Consider the following 26,898-nt stretch of genomic DNA (forward strand, 5'->3'; position numbering starts at 1 on the left):
AGTCAGCGTGCCAATGGTATTCGGTATGCTGTCTGGAGGTTTTGCCTGTGTTCAACTGGACTCGAAAATTGACATTTCAATTGCAGCCCGCCGCATGGTGGCTTTTGGCCATCGGCGGTCTTTTTGGCTTGGCTGTTGGGCTTTCCAACACATTTGTGAATATCTTTATTTGGAAGATCGATCGAAATTATACCAGTACAGCTTGGTACAACTTATGGATGTATGTGTGTATTCCAATTGCGTTTGTAGCAGCGTCTTGGTTAGCTAAAAAATTCCGTGTGGTCATTCCTTTACGAATAGGTATTGCAGGACATGCGCTTTTTTACTGTTTGGTGCTTTTTGGGGGACAACAGTTAGCTCGATATCCCATTGTACTTGGTATTGGGATGGGTTTAGCCGCAGGATTTTACTGGTTTTCATTTAACGTCCTCTCCATCCACTTTACCTCAGATGCTCATCGATCGAATTTTATGGGAATGAATGGAGTGTTTGCAGCAATTGCAGGGATGATTGCCCCACCAGTAGCTGGTTTTTTAATTAGTCGTGAAGATCTCTTGTGGGGAGGACTGACAGGATTTCATCTGGTATTTGGTTTATCTATTGCTTTATTTGCGGCAGGAACAGTAATAAGTTGGAAAATAAATACGGAGTGCTTGGAAAATTCTTTTATGTTCAATCAAGCCTTGCAAAGTCTTAAAATACGCTCTTGGCGGATGAAAGTCTTCGGCTGCTTATTTTATGGAATGCGTGAAGGATTGTTTTTGTTTTTAATTGGGTTATTGTTCTTTATAGCCACGGGAAGCGAATTCACTTTAGGAGAATTCTTGTTTTTGCAATCGGGTCTTGCCTTTGTAGCTAATTTTGTTTCCGGAAAGCTTGCACAAAAACGTCGTCGTATTCTCTTGATGGGTAGTGGTGCATTAGGCATGTTTGCGGCCGCAACGATTTTTCTTTTGCCTGTCAATGCCATGCATTTATGGATATATGGAGCATTACTGTCTGCCACATTACCATTTTTTCTCGTTCCAATGCAATCGCTCATCTATGCAGAAATGGATGAGATGGAGGAGAAAGAGAAACTATTTCGACATCAACACATTATCACCAGGGAAATTTTTGAAAATGCAGGTAGGGTACTAGGAATTGTGAGTTTTTTACTTCTCCTCATAGGGGGTCACCAAGTTCATCGAATTGCCATGCTAGCCTTTGGATTAGGATGTGTGCAGTTAGGAACCTGGATACTCTTTAAGTGGAGTGAGCCGGTACGAGTCAAGCATGTTTCCGATCATAAACTAGCTTCCATTAGAGGTTTTACCAAATCAAAATATCGACAGCCGTAAGAAAAATATGAGTTACAAAATGATCCGGGCACTTGCCACTTGTAGCAAAGTGCCCGGGATAAGTTCCATGGTAAGTGAATCAAAGCGGAAAATAAGATTATTTTTGGAAAAAGGCGCGATTCTTTTCAATAAATGTTTTTTCTTCTTCTGGTACAAAGTCTTCTTGGTAAATGGCTGAAACGGGGCACACGGCCTCACACGCGCCACAGTCAATACAAGTGTCTGGATCGATATAGTATTGGTCTTCTCCCTCATGAATGCAATCTACTGGACAGGTTTCCACACAGTCCGCAGCTTTTTCATCAATACAGGGCGACGTGATAACAAAGGCCACGCGTACTCCTCCTTAAAGATGGGTGACTGGAAAGAATGCTCATGAATGAACTCTTTCCGAGTATACAGTCCAAGAACTGATTTGGTATTCGCTACAATGATACCTGAGAGATTCAGGCTTTTCAATATATCTTTTAAACCAGGTCTATCTTGAAAGTGTAAACCATAGAACGTGTTATAAAGCAATTGTTGACTATCTAAAACAATCCTTGAGCGAAAGGATGAACAGCCATGTTTCGTTGCCCTGCTTGTGGTGAATATATGGAGGCTCTAACGAAATTTCATTGTCTGTCTCATCATGGAATGAATCGTTCAGAATTTATAGCAAAGTATGGTCGAATTCAATATATATTCCATTTTCCTTCAAAAGAACTTGAGCATTGGCTGCAGGAAACAACCACGGTTCGTCAATCTTTAGAAAATTTTTCGCGTAAACTCTTCTCAAAGTAAAAGTTTTCTCTCTCTATATATTGATAAGTAAACGGATTAAAGAACATACTGATTTTGAAGTCAGGTTTTGAGGGGGAAAACAGATGCCTACAGTGCAGCATTTTGGAGATAAAAGACTTCGAATGCATGCCCTACATACGGAAAAGTTTTACACTCGTCATTACAGCATAAAATTGACCATACCACTCGACGCAAAATTTATAACTTCTACTGCTGTTTTGCCTTATCTGTGGTTAGAAGGTAGTAAAAGCTATCCCAGTGCCAGAAAAATTATGCAGTTGACAGATTCGCTATATGGAACTGTTCTTCATAGTTCCGTCAGTAAACGAGGCGGATTGCAGGTTGTGGAGATATCAGCTGCAATGCCCTATATTCATGGTAATCAAGAAAATCGTGCAGCCATGAACCAACTGGAAAAACTTCTAATGGAATTGTTGATGGCTCCGGCAACCAATGAAGATGGAAGTTTTTTATCCACACATGTGAGCAAAGTCATTGAACTTCAAAAAAATAGAATTCGCAATCTTCATGACGATAAAACCACTTATGCTTTTGAGCAAGCGATGGAAAGAGCAAGTCGACCACTGCCTGCTTCCTTGCCTCGTCTTGGTTATTTAGATGAACTTGAGAATGATATGGCGCCATTGCTGTATACAGCCTATCGTCGCTTGCTTGAAAATGCAAAAATCGATATTTATGTATCAGGGAAATTATATCAAGTCGAAGATATGTGGATAGATTTTCAACAGAAACTAGAAAGTCAATTGTCCATGACGAATTTTTTAAATCCTTTGGTCGAGCCCATTCAAAAAAGTCATATGGAAAATAGAGCAGAATTGAGGGATATTGAATATCAGCGTGTAAATCAAGCCAAACTCAATTTAGTTTATTGTTCGGGCATAGGATACGCGCATCCTCTTTATCCTGCGGCACTTGTTATGAACGGCATACTCGGTAAATTTCCACATTCCAAGTTGTTTGTAGAGGTCCGTGAAAAGCGTTCTCTAGCTTACTATGCATCCAGTCAGTATGACAGCATGACTGGTTTTGTTGTTTTGTATGCAGGTGTTCAACCCGGTAAAGTGGAGGAGGCTCGCCTGGTCATGGAAGAACAGGTAGAGGCGATACAAAAAGGGAAAATTTCTGAACAAGAAATTCAATTCACAAAATCGGGACTGCTGAACCAATATAAACAACTGGAAGATCAGCCAGCCAGTTGGACAGAAATTGATTTTAATGGACAATTGACGGGGCAGAAACTCACCATGGAGGATTTACAAAAGAAAATTTCTGATGTGACAGTGGAAGATATTAAAAAGGTAGCTGAGCATTTGGCGTTTCAACAGGAGTTTTTGCTAACCGCCAGGAGGGAACAAGTATGAAGCGTACAGAAGTAAAGTCGCTGAATCTTGAAATATATTCACATCAGCTTTCCAACGGATTGCGTTTGGTTTGTATTCCGCGCCCTGGATTTCAACAGGTGTATGCCCTTTTTTCCACTGCCTATGGCTCATGTGATAACAGTTTTCGAACAGAAAGTGAGTCGGAGATTCGCAAGGTTCCCGATGGCATAGCCCATTTTCTAGAACACAAAATGTTTGAAGAGCCAGATGAGGATGTGTTTTCTCGCTTTGCGAAATACGGTGCTTCTGCCAATGCATTTACCACGTATTTGCAAACTTCCTATCTCTTTTCTTGTACGGATTCTGTTCAAGAAAATCTTAATGTGCTTTTGGATTTTGTCCAACATCCGTATTTTACGGATGCCAATGTAGAGAAAGAAAAGGGTATTATCTCAGAAGAAATTCGCATGTATGATGATCATCCGGATTGGCGTTGCTATAGTGAATTAATGAAAGCAATGTACGAAAAAAATCCTGTTCGTATTGATATCGCTGGAACAGTGGAATCCATTCAAGAAATCACTAAGGATACGCTTTACGATTGTTATCATACCTTCTATCATCCAGAAAATATGCTACTCGTTGTTGTGGGGGGGATTGATCCACAGCAAACACTCGATTGGGTAGATCAAAATCAGCAAAAGAAGAGTTTTCCTGCATTTTCACCTATTGTTCGTCAGTACCCGAAAGAACCTGAAACTGTTTATCAGCAACAGGTTCTCCATTCTCTAGATGTCGTCCGTCCAAAATGTCTTCTCGGGTTAAAAGATTTTCCTGTCACAGACGGAGAAAATATGCTCAGACAAGATTGGTTGACAGGTATAGTTTTGGACGGATTGTTTGGAAAAGCCAGTGTATTTTATGAAACGTTTTCTCAATCAGGTTTAATTGACCAAACTTTTTCTTGGGAGTATGAAGTTACAAAGAATTACGCACACGCTATGATTGGTGGAAACACTGAAAGTCCGCAAGAACTACAAAAAGCGATTGTAGAAACCATTGAACGTGCCTTGAGTGACGGTATTGAGGCAGAAACGTTTGAACGAAGCAGAAAGAAACTTCTTGGCAGAATCTATACCTCATATGACAGTCTCGCCAGTCTAGCCAGAGATATGACTTCCTATGGCCTACAATCTATTCTTCCGTTCCATGCTATTGATGTATGTTCTTCATTTACTTGTGAACAAGCTGAGCAACGCCTCAAGGAACTTTATTCAAAAGAACGAGTTTCTTGTTCTATTGTCAAGTCCCTGTGAGATGCTTATATAGACCAAAAGGAATGGACTATTATTCACAGGTTCCAATGCCAAGCAAATCATGAACTACGACGCTTGCCAATATCAGTCCTGCGACGGAAGGAACATAAGAAACAGAAGCGGGAGGCATTTTCATTTTACGAGCGGGCGCATTTTCTTCTGTCTCGGGAGATACAATGTTTTTTCGCACATCTTCACGCGGTGTTCTCGGCGATTCCAGGGAGCAGACGGTCTTGATACCGCGTTCAATTCCATATTTCCTTAATTCTCGTCGCAGGACTTTGGCTATCGGATCCACGCGTGTTTTGGAAAGATCCATAACGCGGAATTGCGTCGGATCAATTTTATTGGCAGCTCCCATTGAGGAAACAATAGGTATCTTGCGTTCATAGCATTCTTTAATTAAGAGTATCTTTGCCGAGACAGTATCAATGGCGTCAATGACGTAGTCTAGTGGATATTGAAAAAGCGTATCCTTTGTTTCTTCTAAGAAAAAAATGCGATGTGCGATGACACGACAATCAGGCTGAATATCTGCAATCCTTTTCTTCATAATCTCAACTTTGGCCTGTCCAATGGTCGAATGAAGGGCAGGGATCTGGCGATTAATGTTGGTCACATCTACTTCATCGCGATCGATCAAGATCAATTGTCCAATACCTATGCGTGCGAGAGCTTCCATCGCAAAGGATCCAACCCCGCCAGCTCCGAGTACAGCTACGGAACTATTGCGCAGGCGTTCGACACCTTCAGGTCCAAAGACTAGTTCTGTTCTAGAAAACTGCGTAAGCACAAAATACCTCCTCCATACATTGCCTGACTCACATTTACCTTCTGTTCAGTATAATTTGTATCTAATTGGGAAGCAAAAAGAAAAGGGTCGATGGTGGTTATGACAGAACCGTGAACTTCAGGTAAAAATTTTAGTTCAGACATTGAAATATTGAGGAACTTGAAGTACGCTTAGGAACGTCAAAGTATGATGGTTGAGCCGGATATTGGCAGGAGGGAACAGAGTTGCAAAAAGCGCAGTACTCCGATTATGAGATCCATCGGATAAAGGCTCCATGGTTACAAATGGCCATTATTATTCTTGGGGTCTTTATGGCGGTTTTGGACACGAGTGTCGTCAATGTCGCCATTCCGACCATGGAGACAGAATTGAGCGCGTCCACGGCACAAATTCAATGGGTGCTGACGGCTTATATGCTAGTTCTCGGCGTTTTGGTGCCTATTTCTGGTTGGCTGACAGATAAATTTGGCCCTAAAAAGCTGTTTATATTCTCGCTGATTGCATTCACAATCGGTTCGGCACTTTCGGGAGCCGCTTGGAATTTAAGCAGTATTATTTTTTTCCGGGTTATTCAAGCTGTTGGTGGAGGATTTATGATGCCGGTTTCCATGGCTATGGTCTATCGGATTTTCCCTCCCGACAGACGCGGAGTCGTTATGGGAACACTCGGTATTGCTATGATGGCTGCACCAGCATTTGGACCCGCACTATCAGGTTATCTGGTTGAATACGCAAGCTGGCGCTGGATATTTTATATCAACGTCCCCATTGGTATAGTTGGTACCATATTAGGAGTTATCTTCATGCATGAGTTTCCGCATGAGGCTAAAGGAAAGTTGGATGTTTTAGGATTTGCTTTATCAACAGTCGGTTTTTTTCTCTTGTTGTATGGATTTAATGAAGTCCCTAATGACGGATGGGGTTCTAAAACCGTTATTCTCTGCTTGCTGTTTGGTGTTATCAGTTTGATCGCGCTTGTTTTTGTAGAATTAAATGTTGAAAATCCAGTAATAAATTTGCGGGTTTTAAACAGTTATATGTTCAGTATGAGTCTTGTGATTTCTTCCATTATCGGTATTGCGCTGTTTTCTGGTATTTTTCTTTTGCCTCTTTATTTGCAGAATATCATGGGATTTTCAGCTCTCAAGACAGGATTATTCATGACGCCTGCTGCGTTGGTATCAGCAGCTTTTATGCCCATCAGCGGTAGATTAATGGATCGCATTGGAGCGCGTCCACTTGGTATTATTGGCATTGCGATTGTAACCATAGCCACTTACGGATTCAGTTCATTAACCACCGATTCTACGCAGACGACTATCCAGTGGCTCTATATCTTCCGATCTCTTGGCATGTCATTGACCATGATGCCTGTCATGACGGCCGGCATGAATACAGTAAATGTTCGACTGGTCTCGCAAGCATCAGCCATGAGCAACACAGTTCGTCAAGTCAGTTCATCACTGGGAATTGCCATTCTAACGAGTTACATGACGAATCGCTCTAAAATGCATCAATATCATATGGCTGCACAGGTAACGAGTAATTCTCCAGCTGGAAATATGCTGTATCAAATTCAGCAGATGATGCAGTTACATGGTATGTCCTTAGCTGCTGCCAAAAGTGCGGCAGTACAAATGATGAATGAACTGATTCAAAGACAGGCTTTTGTTGCAGGACTTAATGATACGTTCTTCATATCCACAATTTTACTTGCCATTTCATGGGTGCTTGTTCTATTCTATGGAAGTAAGAAAGAACGTGAAATTCGCCTTGGGCGCAGGCAAGCACAAAAACTAAAACCTGCTGAAAACTCAGGAAATCAGCTGTTGCTCGAATAGAAATCTTGTTTTGTATATTGGATTGTGAGAGCGCCGCGCCTCTTGTAAAGGATGCGGCGCTCATGTCATAGTGGTAATGTGTGTTGAACCTGATACGGTAAGTCGGAACCTGTTTTGGAGCTGAATGATCTTCATGCTGTTCCTTTTTTTAGCGATTTTCATTGTGGCGCTTCTCTTAGTGAGTTGGATTTTCTGGCAATATATTTCTTGGAGACGTCGCTTGCCCAGCCCGGATTATCGAAATTTAGACAAATCACCTCAACCAGAATTATGGAATCATACAGCCCATTTGGCTTGGCTTGGACATTCCACTTTACTCTTACGTCTCCATAAATCCACAATTTTGACGGATCCCGTTCTCTATGAACGAGTGGGTGTGCGAATTGGTCCTTGGGTTATCGGCCCAAAACGTTACACACCACTTGCGTTGCCGCTCTCCCGTTTGCCTAAACCCGATCTTGTACTTCTCTCACATGCTCATTTGGATCACTGGGATGTCCGCAGTTTGCGTGCTGTACTTTCACCAGACACCACAGTGGTTGTACCACAAGGGACAGCTCAATTGATTCGTCGAATTGGAAAAGGAAAAGTCATTGAATTAGCTGTACAAGAGACGGTCTCCTTAGAAGAAGGTTTACAAATTACAGCGATTCCTGTAAAACACTGGGGCAATCGGTATCCTTGGAATCGTCATTATGGATTTTGTGGTTACTTGATTCGGCTGAAAGATCGTTCAGTGTTTTTTGCAGGTGATACTGCACATGTCTCAACTTTTTCGGCATTACGTGATGTCGGCAAACTTGATGTTGCCTGCATACCCATTGGAGCCTATAATCCTGCTCATTTTCAGGGGGCACACTGCACACCTGAGCAAGCTTGGGATATGTTTTTGCAAACAGGCGCTCGATATATGGTTCCTATTCATTGGGGAACTTTTGTTCTTTCACAGGAGCCGGTTGATGAACCTATGACTCGTCTCTTACAAGAAGCGGGATCGGAAGAAGGACGAATTGTCATTCGTAATATTGGTGAAGAATTTAGCTGGTCATAGGATTTTATTTTCTGTTACAATGCATGTCAATCCGGAATCAAACTAAAGTAGTGGAATTGTAAGTTTACTGGCTGTTCAAAATAAATAAAGGAGAGAATAGAACATGTCGCAAGGAACCTTTCCACACGTATTTTGGCCAGGTCTTTTGCAGGCGTATAGTGAGTGGCTCCCTATTAATGAGAAAACTCCTCAGCTTTCACTGAATGAAGGCAATACCCCGTTAATTTATTCGAATCAATTGAGTGAATATACTGGAATGCAAGTCTATTTGAAATATGAAGGTGCGAATCCTACGGGTTCTTTTAAAGATCGGGGAATGGTTCTAGCAGTCGCTAAAGCTAAAGAAGCCGGCGCCGACACAGTCATTTGTGCATCAACAGGCAACACGTCTGCTTCTGCTGCCGCCTATGCAGCTAGAGCTGGTATGAAAGCTGTCATTGTTATACCCGATAAATACGTGGCCCTAGGGAAATTGGCCCAAGCCATGATGTATGGCGCTCGAATTGTGGCAATACGAGGAAATTTTGATGAAGCATTGGAAATCGTTCGTCATTTGGCTGATGAAGCTGGCATGACTGTAGTAAACTCTGTGAATCCATTTCGCTTAGAAGGTCAGCAAACTGCTGCGTTTGAAATTTGCGACGCTCTTCAAAAAGCGCCGGATATTCTATGTGTTCCGGTTGGGAATGCAGGAAATATTTCTGCTTATTGGAAAGGTTTTAAGACTTACCATGACCATCAACGAATTCACCATTTACCTCGCATGCTAGGTTTTGAAGCTGAGGGAGCGGCAGCGATTGTTCAAGGACATCCTATCCCCAATCCCGAAACATTTGCCACAGCTATTCGCATCGGTAATCCAGCTTCTGCGCATCTTGCTGTGCAGGCAAGTCAAGAGTCTCACGGAGGTATCTTCGCAGTAAGTGATGAAGAAATTCGTATAGCCTATCGTTTGATTGCCAGAGAAGGTATTTTTGCTGAACCGGGCAGCGCCGCATCTGTGGCCGGGCTATTGCAACAAACGAAAATAGGGAATTTAGAAAAGGGGCAGACCGTTGTCTGTGTATTGACGGGCAATGGACTTAAAGATCCGAATACAGCTATTGAGTTGACGGCTTCCAAACCCATTGTGGTGGAGAACAATACACAAGAAGTACTAAAGGCCCTAAAAGGAGAGTCGGTGTGATGAGGCGTTGGACGGTTTGTGTACCGGCTACTACTGCCAATCTTGGGCCAGGTTTTGATTGTCTTGGGTTAGCGTTTCAAATGTATAATCAAGTTATCTTAAGTGAATCGGACAGTTTTTCCATCACGATAGGTGGAGAGGTTCGTCAGGCCTTGCCAAACAGCCGGGAGAACGTAGTAGTTCAAGCTATGGACAAGCTGTTTAGGTATGCCGGTTACGCTCATCTCGCTGAAGGATTTTCTTTGCATATTGATTGCAGTATTCCTATTGCTTCTGGTCTTGGCAGTAGTGCGGCTGCAGTTGTGTCTGGTTTGCTTTTAGCCAACGCATGGCTGGAGAGACATAGTGTCGAACCTTTGTCGAAGCAAAAGTTGCTAGAACTTGCAACAGAAATGGAAGGACACCCAGACAATGTGGCGCCTGCACTGTTTGGGGGTTCGATTCTTAGTTGGTGGGACGATCTCGGTTTGCGACATTTGCGTGTACCTGTGCCTGATACGTTACGATTTGTAGCGGCTATCCCATATTTTCCTTTGTTAACAGAAAAAGCAAGACAGGTTGTTCCTCTAACTTACAGTCGTCAGGATGTCATTTTTAATGTGGCCCAGACAGCTCGTCTCATTCTTTCTCTTTCAACGAATCGACTGGAGTTTCTGCGTGGTGGATTTGCTGACAAAATACACGAGCCCTATCGTCAAAAGTTGATTCCAGGTTACGCTGAGGTTAAAAAAGCAGCGTTGCAGGCAGGTGCCTTGACCACAACACTGAGTGGCGCAGGCCCAACTCTTCTAGCTTGGTGCTTAACCTCGGCAGATGCTCAGGAAGTAGCCGATCAAATGACAATGACGTGGCAAAATCTCGGTATCTCCTGTGTCGCACATATTCTTTACCCAGAATTAGAAGCTCCGGTTGTGCAAATGGAGAAAGGGGAATAAAGATGTTTGTTTTCCACTGGGAACTTTATTTGCGGTTGGTAATTGCACTACTTTTCGGTTTTTTTGTTGGTTTGGAGCGGGCAAGGCGCGGAAAAACGGCTGGAATTCGTACCCATTCGCTGGTGGCCCTAGGGTCAGCGTTGGTTATGGTCATCTCCAGTGCTCAGCCGAATGGGCCCAATAAAGACATGATGCGTCTAGCTGCACAAGTGGTGAGTGGCATTGGTTTTCTTGGTGCCGGTGTCATTTGGATGGATCGGCAAAATGTTAAACGTGGCCTCACGACAGCTGCCAATTTGTGGGTAACTGCTGCTGCAGGTTTAGCAATAGGCTACGGTATGTATGGTGTCATGTTGGTTACAGCTTTTCTCATATACGTTGCCGTCAATTCACACGATTGGGCAGTACGTTTCAATCTTATTCCGAAAGAAGCACAAAAAGAGTCTGATGAAAGTTAAAGTTGCCAGATTGTCATTTTGATTCGGCTGAATTTTTGATCATTTTTCGTAGGAATCATGATAGGATAAGAAGAAAGCGCTTACTGATAATCTCGATCATAGGGAGGTCAAACGTTTTATGATGGACTATCCGCTTTTATTAAAATCTATTCTTTATCGTACTTATACGATTTTTCCTGAAAAAGAAATTGTGTCCAGAACTGCGGATGGAATTTTTCGATATACTTACCGAGATTTACATCACCGTATTTGCCAGTTAGCTAATGCTTTAGATCAGTTAGGTATTGAAACTGGGGCTAAAGTCGGTAGTTTTGCTTGGAATCATTATCGACATCTTGAACTTTACTATGCAGTACCATGTTCCCAACGTGTTTTGCACACCATCAATATTCGACTTTTTCGGGACCAGTTAATACATGTCATTAACCACGCTGAAGATGAGTATATTTTCGTCGATGAAGACTTAATTCCCACCATGGAAGATATTCAAGATGAATTGCCAACCGTTAAAGCGTTTATTGTCATGACTGATAAAGATCATTTGCCACAAACAAAATTACGTGGTGCTTTAGAATACGAGTCACTTTTGAAAGGTCAATCCACGCAATATGAATTTCCTGATTTTTCCGAACAAGAAACAGCGATTCTCGGATATACGTCAGCGACGACCGGCATGCCGAAAGGAGTGGAATATTCGCATCGTGGCTTGTTTTTGCATTGTCTAACCAATTTGGCAGGCTGGATAGGTACAGATGAATCAGATGTTGTTATGCCAGTAGTGCCAATGTTTCACGTCAATGCATGGTGTCGACCGTATACGGATGCTTGGGCTGGGGCTAAACAGGTATATCCTGGCGTGCGACCAACTCCACAGGATTTGGTAGAGCTCATGCATCATGAACGCGTGACCATGAGTTTTGGTGTACCAACAGTTTGGATGGGAGTTCTTGGTGTTTTGCGCGCGAATCCAAATAAATATGATATGAGTAGTATTCGTTTTCTCATCTCAGGTGGGTCGGCTTTACCTTCTTCGTTAGCTCAGACTTTTGAAGAAGAGTTTGGTATCATGGTTTATCAAGGTTATGGGCAAACGGAAACATCACCCGTCACTTTTTCAGGTTATCCAAAGAAAGCAGAGAGAGAACTGACGGGTAGTGAGAAATATCGTTATCGTGCGAAAACCGGTTTACTGTTGCCTTGCTTGGAAATGCGTTTGGTAGATGAAATGGGCAACGATGTTGCGCGTGACGGTAAGCAAATGGGAGAATTATTGTTGCGTGGGCCCTGGATTTTAGGTCGATATTATAAAGATGAAGAACGTAGTCGAGAGGCGTTTCTAGATGGATGGTTTCGCACTGGGGATATTGCTACAATAGATGAACGTGGATATCTGCAAGTGGTTGATCGTACCCGAGATTTAATTAAATCTGGTGGTGAATGGATTTCTTCTGTTGATTTAGAGAATGCATTGATGAGTCATCCTGCAGTCTCGGAAGCTGCTGTAATTGCCATACCGCATGAAAAATGGCAAGAGAGACCACTTGCCTGTGTAGTGAAACGGGAAGGTATGGAAGTGAGCAAAGAAGAGTTGCTTCAATATCTTTCGGAACGAGTTGCAAAATGGTGGATTCCGGACGATCTCGTTTTCATTAGTGAGATACCCAAAACAAGTGTCGGTAAATTTTCAAAAAAGACGTTGCGAGAACTGTTTGAAGCAGGTCAGTTAATTGCTGCAGCGAATTAAATAAAAGGTCGCAACTCAAATAAACTCATATTTGTGCGCCAAATCCCAAATCGAGTTAAGGATGGTGCGTACCTAGCTGTTGGACCTGGTCTTAATCAAGACCAGGTCCGAAAAGTGAGGGGGATGTTTCTTTTGGATAAATTGTCATCTCCAGTGCCAGGTACAATAGCTATGCGTCCAGGTGAAGAATTGGATGTTCAACGTATCCGTAACTGGCTCATTCAACAAGACGGTAAGCAGTCGTATGCTCATCTTCAAATTTATCAATTTCCATCGGGCGCTTCTAATCTAACCTATCTACTGCAAAACGACGATTGGTTTGCGGTTTTGCGCAGGCCGCCATTTGGACCTCTTCCGCCGAAAGCGCATGATATGGTTCGTGAATTTGAATTTTTGCGCGCGTTACACCCGCATTTCCCGTTGGCTCCACAGCCGTATTGGCTTGAACATAGTGGAGAAGTACTGGGTGTTCCTTTCTATGTGATGGAATTTCGTAAAGGTGTTACCATTGATAGAAAATTTCCTGTTGATTGGCCAACCCATGAAGAGATTGGACAGCAATTGTCCAAATCGCTTGTGGATGCACTTGTTGATTTACATAGTATTGATGCTAGTGATGAGAGTCTCGCACATTTTGGACATCCCCAGGGATTTTTGGAGAGACAGGTCAAAGGTTGGATTGAACGATATGAGAGAGCAAAGACAGATGATTATAGCGATGCTTCTGCATTAATGGACTGGCTGAGCCATTCGCTGCCCGCTTCGGAGTCTTTCACAATGATTCACAATGATTACAAATTAAATAATTTATTGGTGTCTTATAACGATGGTTTGATTCGAGTAACGGGTATTGTTGATTGGGAAATGGCCACTATTGGTGATCCACTTTTAGATTTGGCAGTAGCTCTCAGTTATTGGGTAGATGCTGACGATCCAATTGAAATGCAACAGTGGCTTCCAACTGTCACTACTCAGAAGGGATTTTTTTCACGTCAACAACTTATAGAGGCCTATGCCAAAAAGAGTGGCAGAAATGTAGCTAATCTTCCTTATTACCAAATTTTTTCCTATTTTAAACTTGCCGTCATCCTTCAGCAGATTTATGCTCGGTACAAAAAAGGAGCAACTCGAGATGAACGGTTTCGTTCTTTTGGTGCCGCAGTTGCATTTTTGATACAACATGCTGCTCATTTGGCCAAACAGGCAGGATAAATCACACTCAGTAAACAAAGGGGATCCATACATGCATATTCCGGAACATACACTCATGTCTCATTTAGGTATGGAGTTGATTGAGTTATCAAAAGAGAAAGTGGTCATGCGCATGCCAGTCGATGAGCGCACCCATCAGCCGTATGGTATTCTTCATGGAGGAGCTTCTGTTGCTCTGGCAGAAACTGTAGCTTCCATTGGTACACAGGAGAATGTGGATAGTGAAACACAGCAAGCTGTAGGTATCGAAATTAATGCGAATCATATGAAATCGGTACACGAAGGTTCTGTAACGGCAGTTGGTATACCTTTGCATCGGGGTAGAACGACCATGGTTTGGGATGTCCGATTATATGACGACAACGGAACTTTAATTTGCATATCTCGTTGCACGGTGGGTATTATTCAACGCCGACATGAAAGAAGAACCTCATGATTCATGAGTTAAAGGGTTGGAAAGGGGCAAATCCATGCTGCATTATGAACATGTTATTCGCTTTAGTGATTGTGACGGATTAGGACATGTCAACAACGCGGTCTATTTTACCATGATGGAAGAAGCCCGTCGGGAAGTATTTGCTTGGTTTAATCCATCTCTTTCATTGGACTCATGGAATCTGATTGTCGCTTCGGCAAGATGTGATTTTCTAGCTCAGATGACTTATGGTGAAACCATTCATGTCTATACATGGGTGGGCAAACTTGGCAATAGTAGTTTTGTACTAGAACACGCTTTACAATCTGCGAATCAGATCTGGGTCGCGAGAGGACAAGCAACCTTGCTACATTATGATTATTCGAAAAAAGCAGCTATGCGCATACCGGAAGATGTTCGGCGTCACCTTCAGGAACATCTCGATGCACCCATAGATGCTCCTTCGCTGCACGAATCTTAATAAGTTTTGTGTGAGATATCCTTGTTTCCATAGAAGGTGAAAAGAATGGATCAAACCTGTTTTTCTTTGCAAAATAAAAGGATTTTGGTCACAGGAGCGAGTCGAGGCATTGGCCGTGCACTTGCTGTTGGACTTAGTGAATTTGGTGCAAATTTAGTGTTAATGGGAAGGGATTCAAACGCTCTGTCCGAAACGGAAACGTTGATTAGACAGAGTGCACCCCATGCTGAAGTTGAGAAAATCATCTGTGATATACGTGATTTGGAACAGTTATCTCTGCAATTGGATCAAATTTGTCAAACAGGCCAGATTCATGGACTGGTTAATAATGCTGGTATGAATATTCGTAAGCCTGCGCTTGATGTAACGCCAGAAACGTGGCAAGCTGTATTGGATACTGATTTGAGCGGCGCTTTTTTTGTAGCACAGTCTGTAGGACGGGCCATGCTTCGTCAGGGTGGTGGCTCTATAGTCAATATCTCATCAGTGGGAGGACATGTCGCTTTACGTACTGGCGTTGCATATGCGGCTGCTAAAGCAGGGGTTATTCAAATGACCAAAGTACTTGCGCTTGAATGGTCTGGACAAGGTGTTCGTGTCAATGGTATTGGTCCTTGGTATTTTCGAACACCTCTTACTGAACACTTGCTCAATGATGAAAATTATTACTCGGAAATTATTGCTCGTACACCTATGCGTAGGGTGGGAGAGCTGCATGAGTTGATAGGCCCAACAGTATTTCTCTTGTCGGAAGCTTCTAGTTACGTTACTGGACAGACATTATTTGTGGATGGCGGCATGACGATTTACGGGTTTTAGATGGTTTGGCATACGTTTGAGTGAAAAGAAAAATTGTAAAAATAAAATAATCGACATCCTTTTATCGATCTTCGCCCCATACGGGGCGGGGCGTTTTTTTATGTTCTCACTTCACTTTTGTCCAGCGTGACCATTCGGAGTGATGAGCAGACCATTCCAATTCATCATCGAGATCGTAAAAATCTACGGTCATATTCGCATATTCGAGCGCTGATAAGAGTAATAAATCAGCTAATTTAGGGTTTTTAGGTAAAAGAGGGCCGTGTATATATGTCCCGATGACATGATGGTGTTGTACACCTTCCCAGCCGTCACGACCATTGTTGCCATGTCCAGCCACTACTTTGCCGAGTGGAGTGTGATGGTGAACCGTTCGGCCAGCGTGATTTTCAAATCCGACTACCGTACCGCACCATTCGGATTCTATGGCAATATTGCCAATCAAACGTTGATTGGATGCTTGGGTCGTCATTTCAAGCAGTTCCAGGCCAGCTACTTTTTCACTGTTTGCCAACTCATAGTAGCTGCCCAATAATTGGTAGCCACCACAAACCGCCAAGATAGGTAGACCTGCTTGCATTGCATGATGCCAATCTTCCTTCTGCTGACGCAGGGATTCTGCTACAAGTTTCTGTTCCCTATCCGATCCGCCGCCCAAAAGAACGAAATCATACTCATGTAAACGAACTGGTTCGCCTTTCTTTACACTGACCACACGAGCTTCAATGCCTCTCCAACGCAGGCGCTGGAGTAAAGTTTGAATATTGCCGCGATCGGCATAAAGATTCAGTAAATCAGGATACAGATGCGCGATGATAAGCGCCCTCGACATTGGTATCGCTCCTTTCTTTGAGCAATTCGGCAGCAAGGTGAACGAGTGTATAAGTGGTCATTACGAAGGCCGAAGGAATGGACATGTTATTGGCCAATTCGAGAGTCTTGTCAAGAGCTGTGGCAAAATCCGTCTCAACATACAATTGTTTGACAGGGTATCCTGCGTATTTTAAACGAACTGCCATATCTCTTGCGCGCAATCCTGAAGTGACAATAGAGACAATGGACTCGTCGTTTGCCAAAAGTTCAAAATCAGCATCCCACAGCCAAGAGACGTCTCGACCATCAGCAGCTTCGTCATTAATGGCGAGGCAGATAACTTTAGCGTCTCCTTCTCTACATATAGTTTCAAGCACGCCATTACAGCCTGCTGGATTCTTAATCAGATTTAAAATAGAAACAGGTGTTGTTTGGAAAACCTGCATCCGGCCTGTTGGAGCTTGATAAGTAGCCAATCCTTTAAGCATAGATTCTATACGAAGTTTACAGACATGGGCTGCCGCTACTGCTGCCAGTACATTGTCGACGTTAAATAAGCCTTTCACTGGTAAAGGTACGGTCCACTTATTTTGGTCTTGACTGTTGTATATTTGCAAGTGATGATGGTCGAGAGAGCCTACAAAATCCGGGTCAGGACGTCCGAAGCTACAAGATGGACAGTTATAGACACCAAGTTGGCCATAGAAATAACCCGAGTAGTTGAGTAAATGTCCACATTCTAAGCAGAAGGCGCCATCTTTCATCACTTGGCGGTCTTCTTCTCTGGCCATGCTGTTGTCAAATCCGTATGTGAGAGTTTGTCCCTTGTGATGAAGTCCTATAAAACGAGCCAAGGGATCATCCGCATTGACCAATAATGTACCTTGGATTTGCTCTGCGCCTTCACGGATTTTTTGCAAAGTGGTATCCAACTCCCCGTATCGATCAAGTTGATCGCGAAAGATGTTGGTTATAACAAGCAGTTGAATCGGTAAGCTGGAAGCGACTTGCGGCAAAGTCGCTTCGTCAATCTCCAGTAGAGCGGTGGTAACCAAAAGTCTTCCACGCCAGCTTGTTTTTTCCATCAGTGCAGAAAGAATACCTTGTTTTAAATTAGCGCCTTCTGCGTTCGTGGCAATGGGTTCTTCTTGCTTCAGCATGCTGGCGAGCAAACGAGTCGTTGTCGTCTTACCGTTTGTACCCGTAATGACAATAGCTCGGGAGAGTTGGCTGCCAAGTTTATCAAGTAGATGAGGTGAGAGACGAAGCGCTATTTTACCAGGGAAACTTGTGGCTGATTTTCCCATCCAACGTAATATAAAGCTGATACATTTGGCAATCCACAGTCCAATCATCTGTAACTCCTGTTCTTCCGTTACGGGGTTTATTTTTGTCAAGTACTTCTTCACGGATTATACTATGATTGATGTGCAGGTACACAGTTGAAGTGCAGAAAGGGAGAAGAATGATGTTTGTTGCCGAGCAGTTGGATAGTTTATCCAGGCAAGAATTTTATACATCTTTGGTTGAGCAGGCAAAACATTTGGTTGAAGGGGAGCCAAACTGGATTGCCAATCTCAGTAACCTCTCGGCTCTATTAAAATTTTACTTGCAAGATGTCAATTGGGCTGGATTTTATTTGCTCGATCCCGTTTCTAACGAACTGGTTCTTGGTCCCTTTCAGGGTTTGCCAGCTTGTTTACGTATTCCCATAGGTAAAGGAGTCTGCGGTACCGCAGCAGCAAAGAATGAGACTTTGCGTGTCAATGATGTTAACCAATTTCCAGGACATATAGCCTGTGATGGTGCAAGTCAGAGTGAAATCGTTGTTCCGCTTTGTAAAAATGGTCAAGTGATAGGTGTCCTTGATATTGACAGTCCCATTTTGTCACGCTTTGATGAAGATGATGAAAAGGGTTTAGAACAATTTGCAAAAATCGCAGAGAGTTGTCTTTGAAAAGACCCACTCTGCAGGAAAACGTAAACGGAGGACGCCAAGCCATTATGCTTGCGTCTCCGTTTTTTTGATTTGTTGGATATAGTGCATTAAACCGAGTGAATCCAGCGTAAGATCGATGTTCAGTCGTTCCATAGAGCCTGGTTGCAGCCCTCTACTGTGTAAATCGTTCAAAAGCCATTGGCGCAAAGCATCCATGGTTTCCTGAAGTGTCAAATTTGGATAGTAAATTTCACGAATTAATTTATCAAAAGCATCTCCAACTCGTAAAGTTTCTGAAATGGCTTCTTCTTTTTCAGATCGTCCAAAATGTGAATGGTAGACCCAACGAAACGGCTGATCTCGCAAAAAATCAAGTGTTTTGTGAAGCGCTATAGGATCAAAATCAACTGGTGAGGAGGAAGGCATAATAAATTCAAAATCCCAGCCAGTCAATCCTGTACGATACCGTAAACCTACAGCATCACCGGCAAAGAGAGCATTGGATAATTCATCGAGAAGTGTGAAGTGATGTTTGGCGTGTCCGGGTGAATCAAAGAACGTAAATGTTCGTTGCCCGATATTCAACGTTTCCCCGTGTTGTCGAATGAGAATGCGCTGTTCATCTACTGGTTCAACACTTCCAAAAAGCTGCTCCGTCTGATCTTGGTAAACAAGTTTTGCACCTGCCCAAAGCTTACTGGGATCCGCCATATGACGGGCAGCACGAGGATGAGCTACCAGAGTTGCATTTTTGGCAAGTCTCATCATTTGCCCAGCTCCGCCAGCGTGATCGAGATGGACATGCGTAACGACTACATAAGCTAAATCTTCCGGTTTAACTCCTAGTAATTTCAAACTTTCTAACAAAGTCTCGTGAGAAGCTGCCGAACCGGTATCAATCAGTGTTGGTTTTTCATCTAAAACGAGATAGGAAGCGGTGCGGTAAGCTTGGCCTTGTTCAAACAGATCGATAGCGTAGACTTCATTACCAAATGCTTCCGGTTCTCGGACTAACAGTGGCTTCATAAAAATTACATCCTTTCATGTAGGGTTACCCAGAAATCCATTATATTAAGTTCGATCATTCTTGTTGCTGCCTTGTTTTCGGTTGTTGGGTAAGCGATTATCATATCTCATGGATCGCTCTCGCCAAGTAGTGACTTGCATAGTGGAAGCTCTACCGTCTCTATTTTTGCGGGTCTTTTCATAATGAATTGCAGATTTGGCTGTTGATTTATTGCGTTTAAGCGGTGCTACCGTAGCTGGCTTCTTTTTCTTTTGCTGTTGATACATTGGATCAATCGGCAATCTTTTACGTTCTCGGAGTACTTCACTGACATCATAGACATCAGCCAACTCGTCCGCCTCCGGAGCCACATCCAATGTTTGCCGAGAAATGCTGAGTAGAATGCCAGAAGCGAGCAGCATCATCATTAAGGAAGTACCACCGTAAGAAATGAAGGGAAGTGGAATTCCCGTGATGGGCAGCAGCCAAGTTACGGCAGCCAAGTTGACAAAAGCTTGCACAATCATCATTCCAGTAATACCCACTGCTAACAGAGACCCAAAGCGATCTTTAGCAAATCGAGCAATTCGAAATCCTCGCCATACCAAAAGAGCAAAGATGGCCAGTAATGCTATAGCTCCAAGTAATCCCCATTCTTCTACAAAAACTGCGAAAATAAAATCCGCCTGGGGAATTGGTAGATAACCAGCTTTTTCAATGCTGGCGTCAAACCCAGTGCCAATGAGTCCACCTCTAGCTATTCCTGTTAAACCGCTGATCAGTTGATACGCATGAGCGGGATGCTGAAATGGATGGAAATAAACTTCTAAACGGCTTGAGCGATATTTCGCCATTTCAATTAATCCATACAATACGGGAATGCTCGCGATAAAGGTTATGATAACAGGCTTGAGACGGATGCCTGAGATAAACAACATAATAAAACCAGTCGCCGCGACGGTAAAGGCTGTGCCCATATCTGGTTCAAGGAAAATAAGCGAGGCGGTGGCTACGGTTACCAAAAGTGCTGGACGAAGTACACGCATTGTAGAATGGATGATAGTCACTTTTTTTGTGAAGAAAAAAGCTAGATATAGAATTAAAGCGATAAGCGCTAATTCTGATGGTTGTATATGCAGGCTTGCAGGTCCAAGCCAGCGTCTGGAACCATCTGCGCGATGTCCTATACCCGGAATTAAAACCAAAAAAAGCAAAAAGAGGGAAACAATCATCAACTTAGCTGCATATCGATAAAAAATTTGGTAGGGAATAAAGGTAACAACAGTCATTAAAACTACACCTATGCCGCCAAAAATCAACTGGCGCAAGGCAAAATGAGCTGCCGACATACCCTGTTCCAAAGCAATGACGGTGCTCGCTGAATAGACTGTAACAATGCCAATGGCAGTCAGTGCGAGCACCGCAAAGTAAAGCAAAAAGTCTGGCTGATGGGACTGTTTTTGCACGTCTGCCACCTTCCCAAAGCAATGGCCTAATAAGGGTCGCCTTAAGGATTCGACAGCGTTTGGCTATTCCCTGCAAGTTTTACGCAGATTTAAGCTTCCTCATTACCAATGCATGCCTACAGCAGCAATCCCGATGATGGCTGCTAACGGAATTGCAAAATGCCATCCACCGCCTCCCCAACCAGGTGGTGTTCCAGGCCCGCCACCATACGGGGGCATACCAAAAGGTCTATGTTCTTGAGAAGGATAAGCATGGAATTCGGCTGGAATAGCATTCCAGTCTTCAGCTCGTGTTTGTCGCATTAGAATAACGTGATGTTTCGTGCAATGAACAATGACTCCGTGAAAAATACCAAAATGGGTGTGGCATGCCACAGGTTGCCCTAACATTTTTCGAATAAGCTTATAGTGCATGGGTTTTTGCCTCCTTTTCGCCATAGTTTATGGGTCTTTTGCACAGGGAGAGAGGGCGAATGCACAGAAGGATAAGCAGATGGGGGTATAATTTTTGAGGAGATATGGAATTTTCCAGCCAACCATGCCGTTGATTTTCGCCCATCGGGGAGCTTCTGCGGCTGCACCAGGCAATACGCTTACAGCGTTTCAAATGGCCGTTGATTTAGGTGCTGACATTCTTGAGACCGATGTGCATTGGACGAGAGATGCTCAGATTGTCATTGCGCACGATCCGGTTGTCGAGACAGTTAGTAATGGCACTGGAAAAATCTCTGATTTGACGTTGAGTGAGTTGAAACGTCTTGATTTTGGTTATCGCTTCACAACGGATGGGGGAAAAACTCACCCTTTTCGTAGTAAAGGGATACGCATTCCGACATTGGAGGAGGCTCTTCAGCAGTTTCCTCAAACTTTATTTAATATTGATTTAAAACCGAAGAATGGTATTTCAATCCAGTCTTTTTTGCGTGTGCTTGATGATGCAAATGCGATGAAGCGAGTGATTGTAGCTTCCTTTCATACAAACCATTTGCAGCGTGTACGCAGTTTGCAAAAAGATTTACCAACTAGCGCTTCAACATGGGAAGTAGCGCAATTTTGGCTTTTTGCACGCGGATTGGGAGTTCGTCAAGATTGGCCGTTTTGTGCTTTACAAATTCCTTACCGTTTTTTGAAATGGACAATTGCTACGGAAAAGATGATACAATATGCAAGTCGCGAAAGAATATCAGTTGATGTCTGGACCGTCGATCAACCTTCCGATATCATGCGACTTTTTCAATTGGGGATTCGTGGTATTGTCACAAACCGGGTTGACATAGCCAACCAAGTACGCCGGAAGTTTCTTGAGAGAATCGGTTAAGCTAAGGTTGGTCTATTTGTTTTAGGGAAAACAGTGGTTTTGGCTTGTCTTGATGAAATGGAAGGACGATGTTTTGTGGAAACGTTGCGTCGAAACATACGCGATATGGATTTTACTGTGCTTGGAGTGCTTGTCTTGCTTGCTGTATACAGCTGTGTTGCCATATTGGCAGCCACTTATGGTAAGACCGATGTGGGTTTGCCTAAGCACATTATATATCGTCAGATATTATTTGAAATGATAGGCTGGATAGCCATGACTGCTATTACGCTTTATGACTACCGTTCCTTGCGCAAGAATTACTGGTGGATTATTGGGGGCGCAGGATTTTTACTGCTCGTTGTGTTTGTTATGCCTCGACGAAATGGTGCGCATAGTTGGATTCCACTCGGCCCCTTTTCTTTTCAGCCTTCTGAAGTCGCTAAGTTGGCCATGATTATTGGTATGGCTGTGTTTATGGCGGATATTGATGAATCGGAAGTGCCGGATTATTCATTCCGAAGAGTGTGGCCGCTTCTTATTATGTTTATTGTTCCGTTTGTCCTAACCTTTAAGGAACCTGCTCTCGGGCAAGCTTTGGTTTTGTTGGCGATATTTGTAACCATGTATTGCGTGTTCGCCAAACGTTGGCATTTTGTTATGTTGATTTTCTTCACTATTGCACTGGTAGCGGGGATAGGTGTTGTAGCTGTCATGTATCCCCAAGAGTCAACTAAACTCATTGAAAATGTGCTGATTAAACATCATCTTTTACATTCTTATCAAGCGTATCGAATCATAACATGGCTCAACCCTCAAGAATATCCGCTTTCCTACGGCTATAATATCCGCATTTCGCAGATTGCTGTAGGTTCAGGGCAAGTTTTTGGTGAAGGACTTTTCAACGGCATAGAAACTCGTGGCAACTGGATTCCCAATCAGTGGACGGACTATATATTTACTGCCATTGCTGAAGAATTTGGATTTGTAGGTTCGAGTCTTTTGGTGTTACTTTTTCTGATTCTCTGTTATAGACTGATTCGTATTGCTGGCACATCGCAAGACAGTTTTGGAACCTATATTGTTACAGGTATTGTAGCTTTAATAGCTTTTCAGGTATTTGAAAACATTGGCGCAGATATGTATCTAAGTCCATCAACTGGGATTACACTTCCGTTTATATCTTACGGAGGTAGCTCGCTAGTCATTGACTATATGGGTGTGGGATTGGCGCTTTCGGTCGCACTGCGCAGGAAAAAACTTCGCTTTAATTAAGTACAGCTAGATTTTGGAATGAATATCAGTTTATCAAACATTGAGGTGGATATTTGTTGCGACCCATTTTACCCTTATCCAATCGCATGCAGCGTTTACCCAGTCAATTTTTTGCAGGACTGACTCAGCAGGTACAAGCTTTTATAGAACAAGGTCGGGATGTTATTAATCTTGGTCAGGGTAATCCTGATCTTCCAACTCCTGCCCACATTGTGGAAGCCTTGCGTGATTCTGTTCAAGATCCGGCCACGCATCGATATGGACCATTTCACGGATTAGCCTCCTTACGCAGTGCTTGTGCTGAATTTTACCGTCGTGAATACGGAGTTGTACTCGATCCGGATTCTGAAGTTGCCATACTCTTTGGAGGTAAAGCAGGGCTAATAGAAATCAGTCAAATATACTTAAATGAAGGAGATGTAGCTTTAGTTCCTGATCCAGGATATCCAGATTATGAAAGTGGTATAAAAATAGCGGGCGCCAGAATGGCTACGATGCCACTTGTGCCTGAACAACATTTTATGCCCGATTTGGAGGCTGCTCTTGCTTCTGAACCTGATGCAAAATTGATGTTTTTGAACTATCCTTCCAATCCTACGGGTGCTGTGGTAGATAGTTCGCTTTTCGAGCAAGTTGTGCGCATGGCTCAGTCCAGAAAGATGCTTGTTGTACATGATTTTGCTTATGCTTCCATAGGTTTTGACAGTATACGCCCAATGTCCTTTTTGGAAGTCGAAGGTGCACGGGATTGTGGTATTGAAATTTATACCTTGAGTAAAACGTATAACATGGCAGGTTGGCGTGTCGCATTTGCAGTCGGACAAAAAGAAGCGATTGCGGCACTGAAGCTATATCATAATCACGCATACGTTTCCCTATTCCCTGCTATTCAGAAGGCTGCGGAATCCGCTTTACTGGGTCCTCAAGATGAAGTGCATCAACGTACCGAGATTTATCAAAAGCGTCGTGATGCATTTTACCTAGCGCTTCACCAAAAAGGGATTTCCGCTAAGCCGCCCCAAGGTACTTTTTTTGGATGGCTTCCTCTCCCAGAAGGGATTTCTTCACTTGATTTTGCATCGCGGCTATTGCAGGAAAAAGGAGTAGCAGTAGCAGCAGGTGTTGGGTTCGGACAACATGGAGAAGGCTATGTTCGAATCGGTTTCCTTGATCGGGAAGAACGTTTAATGGAAGCAGCTCACAGGATTGCGGATTGGATGATACAGAATCAAAATGGTTGATTGATGAGGGTAGAGTAAACGAATATTCCATTCTTCATGTAAAAATGTATTGATAATCTTTAAGCATACATTTTGAACGGCGCTTAGAGGACTTTAGTTCTAGAGCGCCGTTTTAAAAAATTTATTTTGAAAGCAGAATACTTTCAGCAAACAAGATTCAAGGTCGCTCAGGTCCTTCACCAGGCTGAGTTTTGCTCCGAAAACGATTTGCGAGTTCCAGAACCCACAAATGATGGTAGGGTACTTCATACAACACAGGTTCTATTCTTTCGCCAGGTAAAATTTTGTACATCCAGACGGTGGTTTGTGCATCTATACCATCATGCATACGAATGCCTAGATGCACAGAATCGTGATAACCATTTTTGTAAACAATCACACCTAATTGACCGTGAAGTTCAGCAACGAGAGGGAAATACTTTGGATTTCGAATGATAGGCGCGTCGAAATAGGGTGTATAACCCATTTTATCTGTCACGGTGCGTGTTCCAGTTTCAATTAAAACCACTTCCGCTCCTGAAATGGGTGACAATGTTCGACCGTCAATAACCCTCACACGCAATTTGGCTAACTTAGCAGAGCCTGTACTTTTTTGTGATGGTGTGAACTGTTGTTTCGGCAACTGTGAGGATGGAAGGGACGATTGTTCCTTGTTCGGTGTCCCTAATTGTTCGATTTGTTTCAACCATGGAAGTGTGTCTTCATCCCATAGCTTATTGACTTCCTGTTCTATACTATGGAAGGAAGAAGGCAATTCGTTTGCTGCTACCGTTGGGCTAGCTGAAAAAGTGCCTGCCGTTATCATGCTCATGCTCATCAATAAGCGATAAAATTGATATTGAAACGTTTTTTTTCGAAACAATGTTCACACCTCCTCAATAGCCTCGTAACGCGCGGTTCATGTAATAAAATTGCAGAATTTGCAAATAAGTTTGTCCTTTGGCTGCCCAATACTCTGAGCCCCATTGCGCCATCTTTTGTGCATTGCGGTATTGCCAGTTGGGGTTGTTGGGAATGCCTGCGCGATAATTTAGTTCAATAATGGTTCCGTCCGGCTGCACATAGGCTAAATTTTTAATGGCGTTTAACGCGGCATCAGTTTCTGGCTGATTGGACAAGTATCGAAAAGTTTGGAAATTGACAGTGTTATCTACGTCAAATGTAAAGCCATCCAATGTAATTGGGTGGAGATGATGGTACCAGGCAAACATTTTGACTGCCATGGCGCCTGCTTTTAAGGCTTCTGGACTCCATGATGGAATCCATTCGTTGGGCAGCACATCCCGACAATACTGATCAAAGGGGACGGTCTGAACATAAAGTATTCGCCCTCGCGGGTCAGGCTCTCCCCAAGGGTTGTTTTCGCGGATAGCTACTCGTATGACACTCGGTTTTGCAGTATTGGTAATGGTATACGTAACTTGCGCGTGAACGGCGGGCTTTGCAAAAGTGCCGAAGAATAGACTGCCAACCAACGACATTAAGGAAATATAAAGTTTTGGCTTATACATGGGCTGAACCATCCTTTGTTCAGACTGATAAAGTTACATTGCCCAACTTCTTTTTGGCTATGCAGGTTTTGGGCGCATTCTCCATCATGTGACAGGCTGTTTGTATGCATGTAAAATAAAGCTGTAGAGAACAACGTCAATTTTTGAAGGGTGATGGGTGTGCAAAAGCTCTCCTTAACCGGATCGACCAAACATGCTGCGGATGATCAATTGCGAGGATTGTCCGTACTCTTTCTTGATGGTGATGAAGTTTTTATAGACAACGGCGCTATTCATGGAAAAAGCCGTCTGGAAACAGGAGTTAAATTTGTCCAGAATCGTGCCGAGGTCCCCAATGGCAGGACAGTCTTGGGTCTTTGGATAACGCTCCATCGTTTTCCGGAAGGACAAGGATTTTACGGTGTCCAACCATTTGAATTGTTTCTGGACAAAGAAGCTCAAGTAGGGTACAAAAATCTTGTTGAGCAAGTCAAAGGTATGGAAAAAGCTGTGCGCGGTGAAGTCAATTTGGCAGGTGTTCCACAAGCAGCGCGGCAAAAAATTGTTGAATATCTTCAAAAAGTACGCCCAGATTTGTGGCAGCATGCACAACCTGCTTTTCTTGAGGCCATGACTTCTCTCGGTGATTAGAAT

General features: G+C 43.2%; 27 protein-coding genes. 18 read left to right on the forward strand and 9 right to left on the reverse strand.

Features of this window, described 5'->3' with window-relative positions; all coding sequences use genetic code 11:
* Positions 1-47: 47 nt before the first annotated feature.
* Positions 48-1,340, forward strand: coding sequence for an MFS transporter (locus ACOJUR_RS06045; protein WP_420949523.1), 1,293 nt, complete (start codon positions 48-50; stop codon positions 1,338-1,340).
* A gap of 97 nt (positions 1,341-1,437) precedes the next feature.
* Here ACOJUR_RS06045 and ACOJUR_RS06050 read toward each other — a convergent pair whose 3' ends face one another.
* The gene (locus ACOJUR_RS06050) at positions 1,438-1,674 is read right to left on the reverse strand and encodes an indolepyruvate ferredoxin oxidoreductase subunit alpha (protein WP_072872891.1); all 237 of its coding nucleotides are present in this window, start codon (positions 1,672-1,674) and stop codon (positions 1,438-1,440) included.
* A gap of 532 nt (positions 1,675-2,206) precedes the next feature.
* On the opposite strand from ACOJUR_RS06050, the gene yfmF reads away from it, so the two are divergent.
* Both yfmF and yfmH read left to right on the forward strand, forming a co-directional pair.
* Positions 2,207-3,505, forward strand: coding sequence for an EF-P 5-aminopentanol modification-associated protein YfmF (gene yfmF / locus ACOJUR_RS06055; protein WP_420949524.1), 1,299 nt, complete (start codon positions 2,207-2,209; stop codon positions 3,503-3,505).
* Positions 3,502-4,782 (forward strand): EF-P 5-aminopentanol modification-associated protein YfmH, encoded by a 1,281-nt coding sequence (yfmH, locus tag ACOJUR_RS06060; protein WP_420949525.1) that lies wholly within the window; start codon positions 3,502-3,504, stop codon positions 4,780-4,782. The genes yfmF and yfmH overlap by 4 nt, the downstream gene beginning before the upstream one ends.
* 31 nt (positions 4,783-4,813) lie before the next feature.
* Here the strand turns inward: yfmH and ACOJUR_RS06065 are convergent, their stop codons facing one another.
* Positions 4,814-5,575: a tRNA threonylcarbamoyladenosine dehydratase gene (locus ACOJUR_RS06065; RefSeq protein ID WP_306953038.1), complete on the reverse strand. Its 762-nt coding sequence runs from the start codon at positions 5,573-5,575 to the stop codon at positions 4,814-4,816.
* Positions 5,576-5,799: 224 nt separating this feature from the next.
* Between ACOJUR_RS06065 and ACOJUR_RS06070 the strand changes: the two genes are divergently transcribed.
* From ACOJUR_RS06070 to ACOJUR_RS06115, 10 genes are all read left to right on the forward strand, one after another.
* Positions 5,800-7,416, forward strand: a complete 1,617-nt coding sequence (locus ACOJUR_RS06070) for a DHA2 family efflux MFS transporter permease subunit (protein ID WP_420949526.1) — start codon at positions 5,800-5,802, stop codon at positions 7,414-7,416.
* Between the two features lie 133 nt (positions 7,417-7,549).
* Positions 7,550-8,467: an MBL fold metallo-hydrolase gene (locus ACOJUR_RS06075; RefSeq protein ID WP_420949527.1), complete on the forward strand. Its 918-nt coding sequence runs from the start codon at positions 7,550-7,552 to the stop codon at positions 8,465-8,467.
* A 103-nt stretch (positions 8,468-8,570) separates the two neighbouring features.
* On the forward strand, positions 8,571-9,653 hold the full coding sequence (gene thrC, locus ACOJUR_RS06080; protein ID WP_072872897.1) for a threonine synthase: 1,083 nt from the start codon (positions 8,571-8,573) through the stop codon (positions 9,651-9,653).
* A complete protein-coding gene (gene thrB, locus ACOJUR_RS06085) occupies positions 9,653-10,588 on the forward strand; it encodes a homoserine kinase (protein WP_203114486.1) in 936 nt (311 codons plus the stop codon). The genes thrC and thrB overlap by 1 nt, the downstream gene beginning before the upstream one ends.
* A 2-nt stretch (positions 10,589-10,590) precedes the next feature.
* On the forward strand, positions 10,591-11,046 hold the full coding sequence (locus ACOJUR_RS06090) for an MgtC/SapB family protein (RefSeq protein ID WP_072872899.1): 456 nt from the start codon (positions 10,591-10,593) through the stop codon (positions 11,044-11,046).
* Between the two features lie 118 nt (positions 11,047-11,164).
* Complete coding sequence (locus tag ACOJUR_RS06095; RefSeq protein WP_420949528.1) at positions 11,165-12,790, forward strand: long-chain fatty acid--CoA ligase; 1,626 nt, start codon at positions 11,165-11,167, stop codon at positions 12,788-12,790.
* Between the two features lie 123 nt (positions 12,791-12,913).
* Positions 12,914-14,002 (forward strand): phosphotransferase family protein, encoded by a 1,089-nt coding sequence (locus ACOJUR_RS06100; protein ID WP_420950510.1) that lies wholly within the window; start codon positions 12,914-12,916, stop codon positions 14,000-14,002.
* A gap of 31 nt (positions 14,003-14,033) precedes the next feature.
* The gene (locus ACOJUR_RS06105; RefSeq protein WP_072872902.1) at positions 14,034-14,438 is read left to right on the forward strand and encodes a hotdog fold thioesterase; all 405 of its coding nucleotides are present in this window, start codon (positions 14,034-14,036) and stop codon (positions 14,436-14,438) included.
* 34 nt (positions 14,439-14,472) lie between these two features.
* Entirely contained in the window at positions 14,473-14,898 is a 426-nt protein-coding gene (locus ACOJUR_RS06110; protein WP_072872903.1) for an acyl-CoA thioesterase, read from the forward strand.
* A gap of 45 nt (positions 14,899-14,943) precedes the next feature.
* Entirely contained in the window at positions 14,944-15,717 is a 774-nt protein-coding gene (locus ACOJUR_RS06115; protein ID WP_072872904.1) for an SDR family NAD(P)-dependent oxidoreductase, read from the forward strand.
* Positions 15,718-15,823: 106 nt separating this feature from the next.
* On the opposite strand, the gene ACOJUR_RS06120 is transcribed toward ACOJUR_RS06115, so the two are convergent.
* Entirely contained in the window at positions 15,824-16,549 is a 726-nt protein-coding gene (locus ACOJUR_RS06120; protein WP_072873471.1) for a type 1 glutamine amidotransferase, read from the reverse strand.
* Positions 16,512-17,939: a MurT ligase domain-containing protein gene (locus ACOJUR_RS06125; RefSeq protein WP_420949529.1), complete on the reverse strand. Its 1,428-nt coding sequence runs from the start codon at positions 17,937-17,939 to the stop codon at positions 16,512-16,514. Before ACOJUR_RS06125 ends, ACOJUR_RS06120 begins: the two co-directional genes overlap by 38 nt.
* A gap of 59 nt (positions 17,940-17,998) precedes the next feature.
* On the opposite strand from ACOJUR_RS06125, the gene ACOJUR_RS06130 reads away from it, so the two are divergent.
* Positions 17,999-18,487, forward strand: coding sequence for a GAF domain-containing protein (locus ACOJUR_RS06130; protein WP_072873469.1), 489 nt, complete (start codon positions 17,999-18,001; stop codon positions 18,485-18,487).
* Between the two features lie 45 nt (positions 18,488-18,532).
* On the opposite strand, the gene ACOJUR_RS06135 is transcribed toward ACOJUR_RS06130, so the two are convergent.
* The 3 genes from ACOJUR_RS06135 to ACOJUR_RS06145 form a co-directional block, all read right to left on the reverse strand.
* Complete coding sequence (locus ACOJUR_RS06135) at positions 18,533-19,495, reverse strand: MBL fold metallo-hydrolase (protein ID WP_420949530.1); 963 nt, start codon at positions 19,493-19,495, stop codon at positions 18,533-18,535.
* 45 nt (positions 19,496-19,540) lie between these two features.
* Positions 19,541-20,941: an FtsW/RodA/SpoVE family cell cycle protein gene (locus ACOJUR_RS06140; RefSeq protein WP_420949531.1), complete on the reverse strand. Its 1,401-nt coding sequence runs from the start codon at positions 20,939-20,941 to the stop codon at positions 19,541-19,543.
* A 102-nt stretch (positions 20,942-21,043) separates the two neighbouring features.
* Positions 21,044-21,355 (reverse strand): hypothetical protein, encoded by a 312-nt coding sequence (locus tag ACOJUR_RS06145; RefSeq protein ID WP_203114480.1) that lies wholly within the window; start codon positions 21,353-21,355, stop codon positions 21,044-21,046.
* A 124-nt stretch (positions 21,356-21,479) separates the two neighbouring features.
* On the opposite strand from ACOJUR_RS06145, the gene ACOJUR_RS06150 reads away from it, so the two are divergent.
* The 3 genes from ACOJUR_RS06150 to ACOJUR_RS06160 all read left to right on the forward strand — a co-directional run bounded on the left by ACOJUR_RS06150 (position 21,480) and on the right by ACOJUR_RS06160 (position 24,754).
* Positions 21,480-22,259 carry a glycerophosphodiester phosphodiesterase family protein gene (locus tag ACOJUR_RS06150; protein ID WP_420949532.1) on the forward strand — a complete coding sequence of 260 codons (780 nt, stop codon included), beginning with the start codon at positions 21,480-21,482 and terminating at the stop codon, positions 22,257-22,259.
* A gap of 75 nt (positions 22,260-22,334) precedes the next feature.
* Positions 22,335-23,513: an FtsW/RodA/SpoVE family cell cycle protein gene (locus ACOJUR_RS06155; RefSeq protein WP_072873481.1), complete on the forward strand. Its 1,179-nt coding sequence runs from the start codon at positions 22,335-22,337 to the stop codon at positions 23,511-23,513.
* Positions 23,514-23,599: 86 nt separating this feature from the next.
* The gene (locus ACOJUR_RS06160) at positions 23,600-24,754 is read left to right on the forward strand and encodes an aminotransferase class I/II-fold pyridoxal phosphate-dependent enzyme (RefSeq protein ID WP_420950511.1); all 1,155 of its coding nucleotides are present in this window, start codon (positions 23,600-23,602) and stop codon (positions 24,752-24,754) included.
* A gap of 157 nt (positions 24,755-24,911) precedes the next feature.
* On the opposite strand, the gene ACOJUR_RS06165 is transcribed toward ACOJUR_RS06160, so the two are convergent.
* Positions 24,912-25,616, reverse strand: a complete 705-nt coding sequence (locus tag ACOJUR_RS06165; RefSeq protein ID WP_420949533.1) for a peptidase associated/transthyretin-like domain-containing protein — start codon at positions 25,614-25,616, stop codon at positions 24,912-24,914.
* 13 nt (positions 25,617-25,629) lie between these two features.
* Positions 25,630-26,265: a SpoIID/LytB domain-containing protein gene (locus tag ACOJUR_RS06170; RefSeq protein WP_238413501.1), complete on the reverse strand. Its 636-nt coding sequence runs from the start codon at positions 26,263-26,265 to the stop codon at positions 25,630-25,632.
* 153 nt (positions 26,266-26,418) lie between these two features.
* Between ACOJUR_RS06170 and ACOJUR_RS06175 the strand changes: the two genes are divergently transcribed.
* Positions 26,419-26,895, forward strand: a complete 477-nt coding sequence (locus ACOJUR_RS06175) for a YwhD family protein (protein ID WP_420950512.1) — start codon at positions 26,419-26,421, stop codon at positions 26,893-26,895.
* Positions 26,896-26,898: the final 3 nt, after the last annotated feature.

The organism is Alicyclobacillus tolerans, assembly GCF_048984885.1.
GTDB classification, from domain to species: domain Bacteria; phylum Bacillota; class Bacilli; order Alicyclobacillales; family Alicyclobacillaceae; genus Alicyclobacillus_I; species Alicyclobacillus_I tolerans.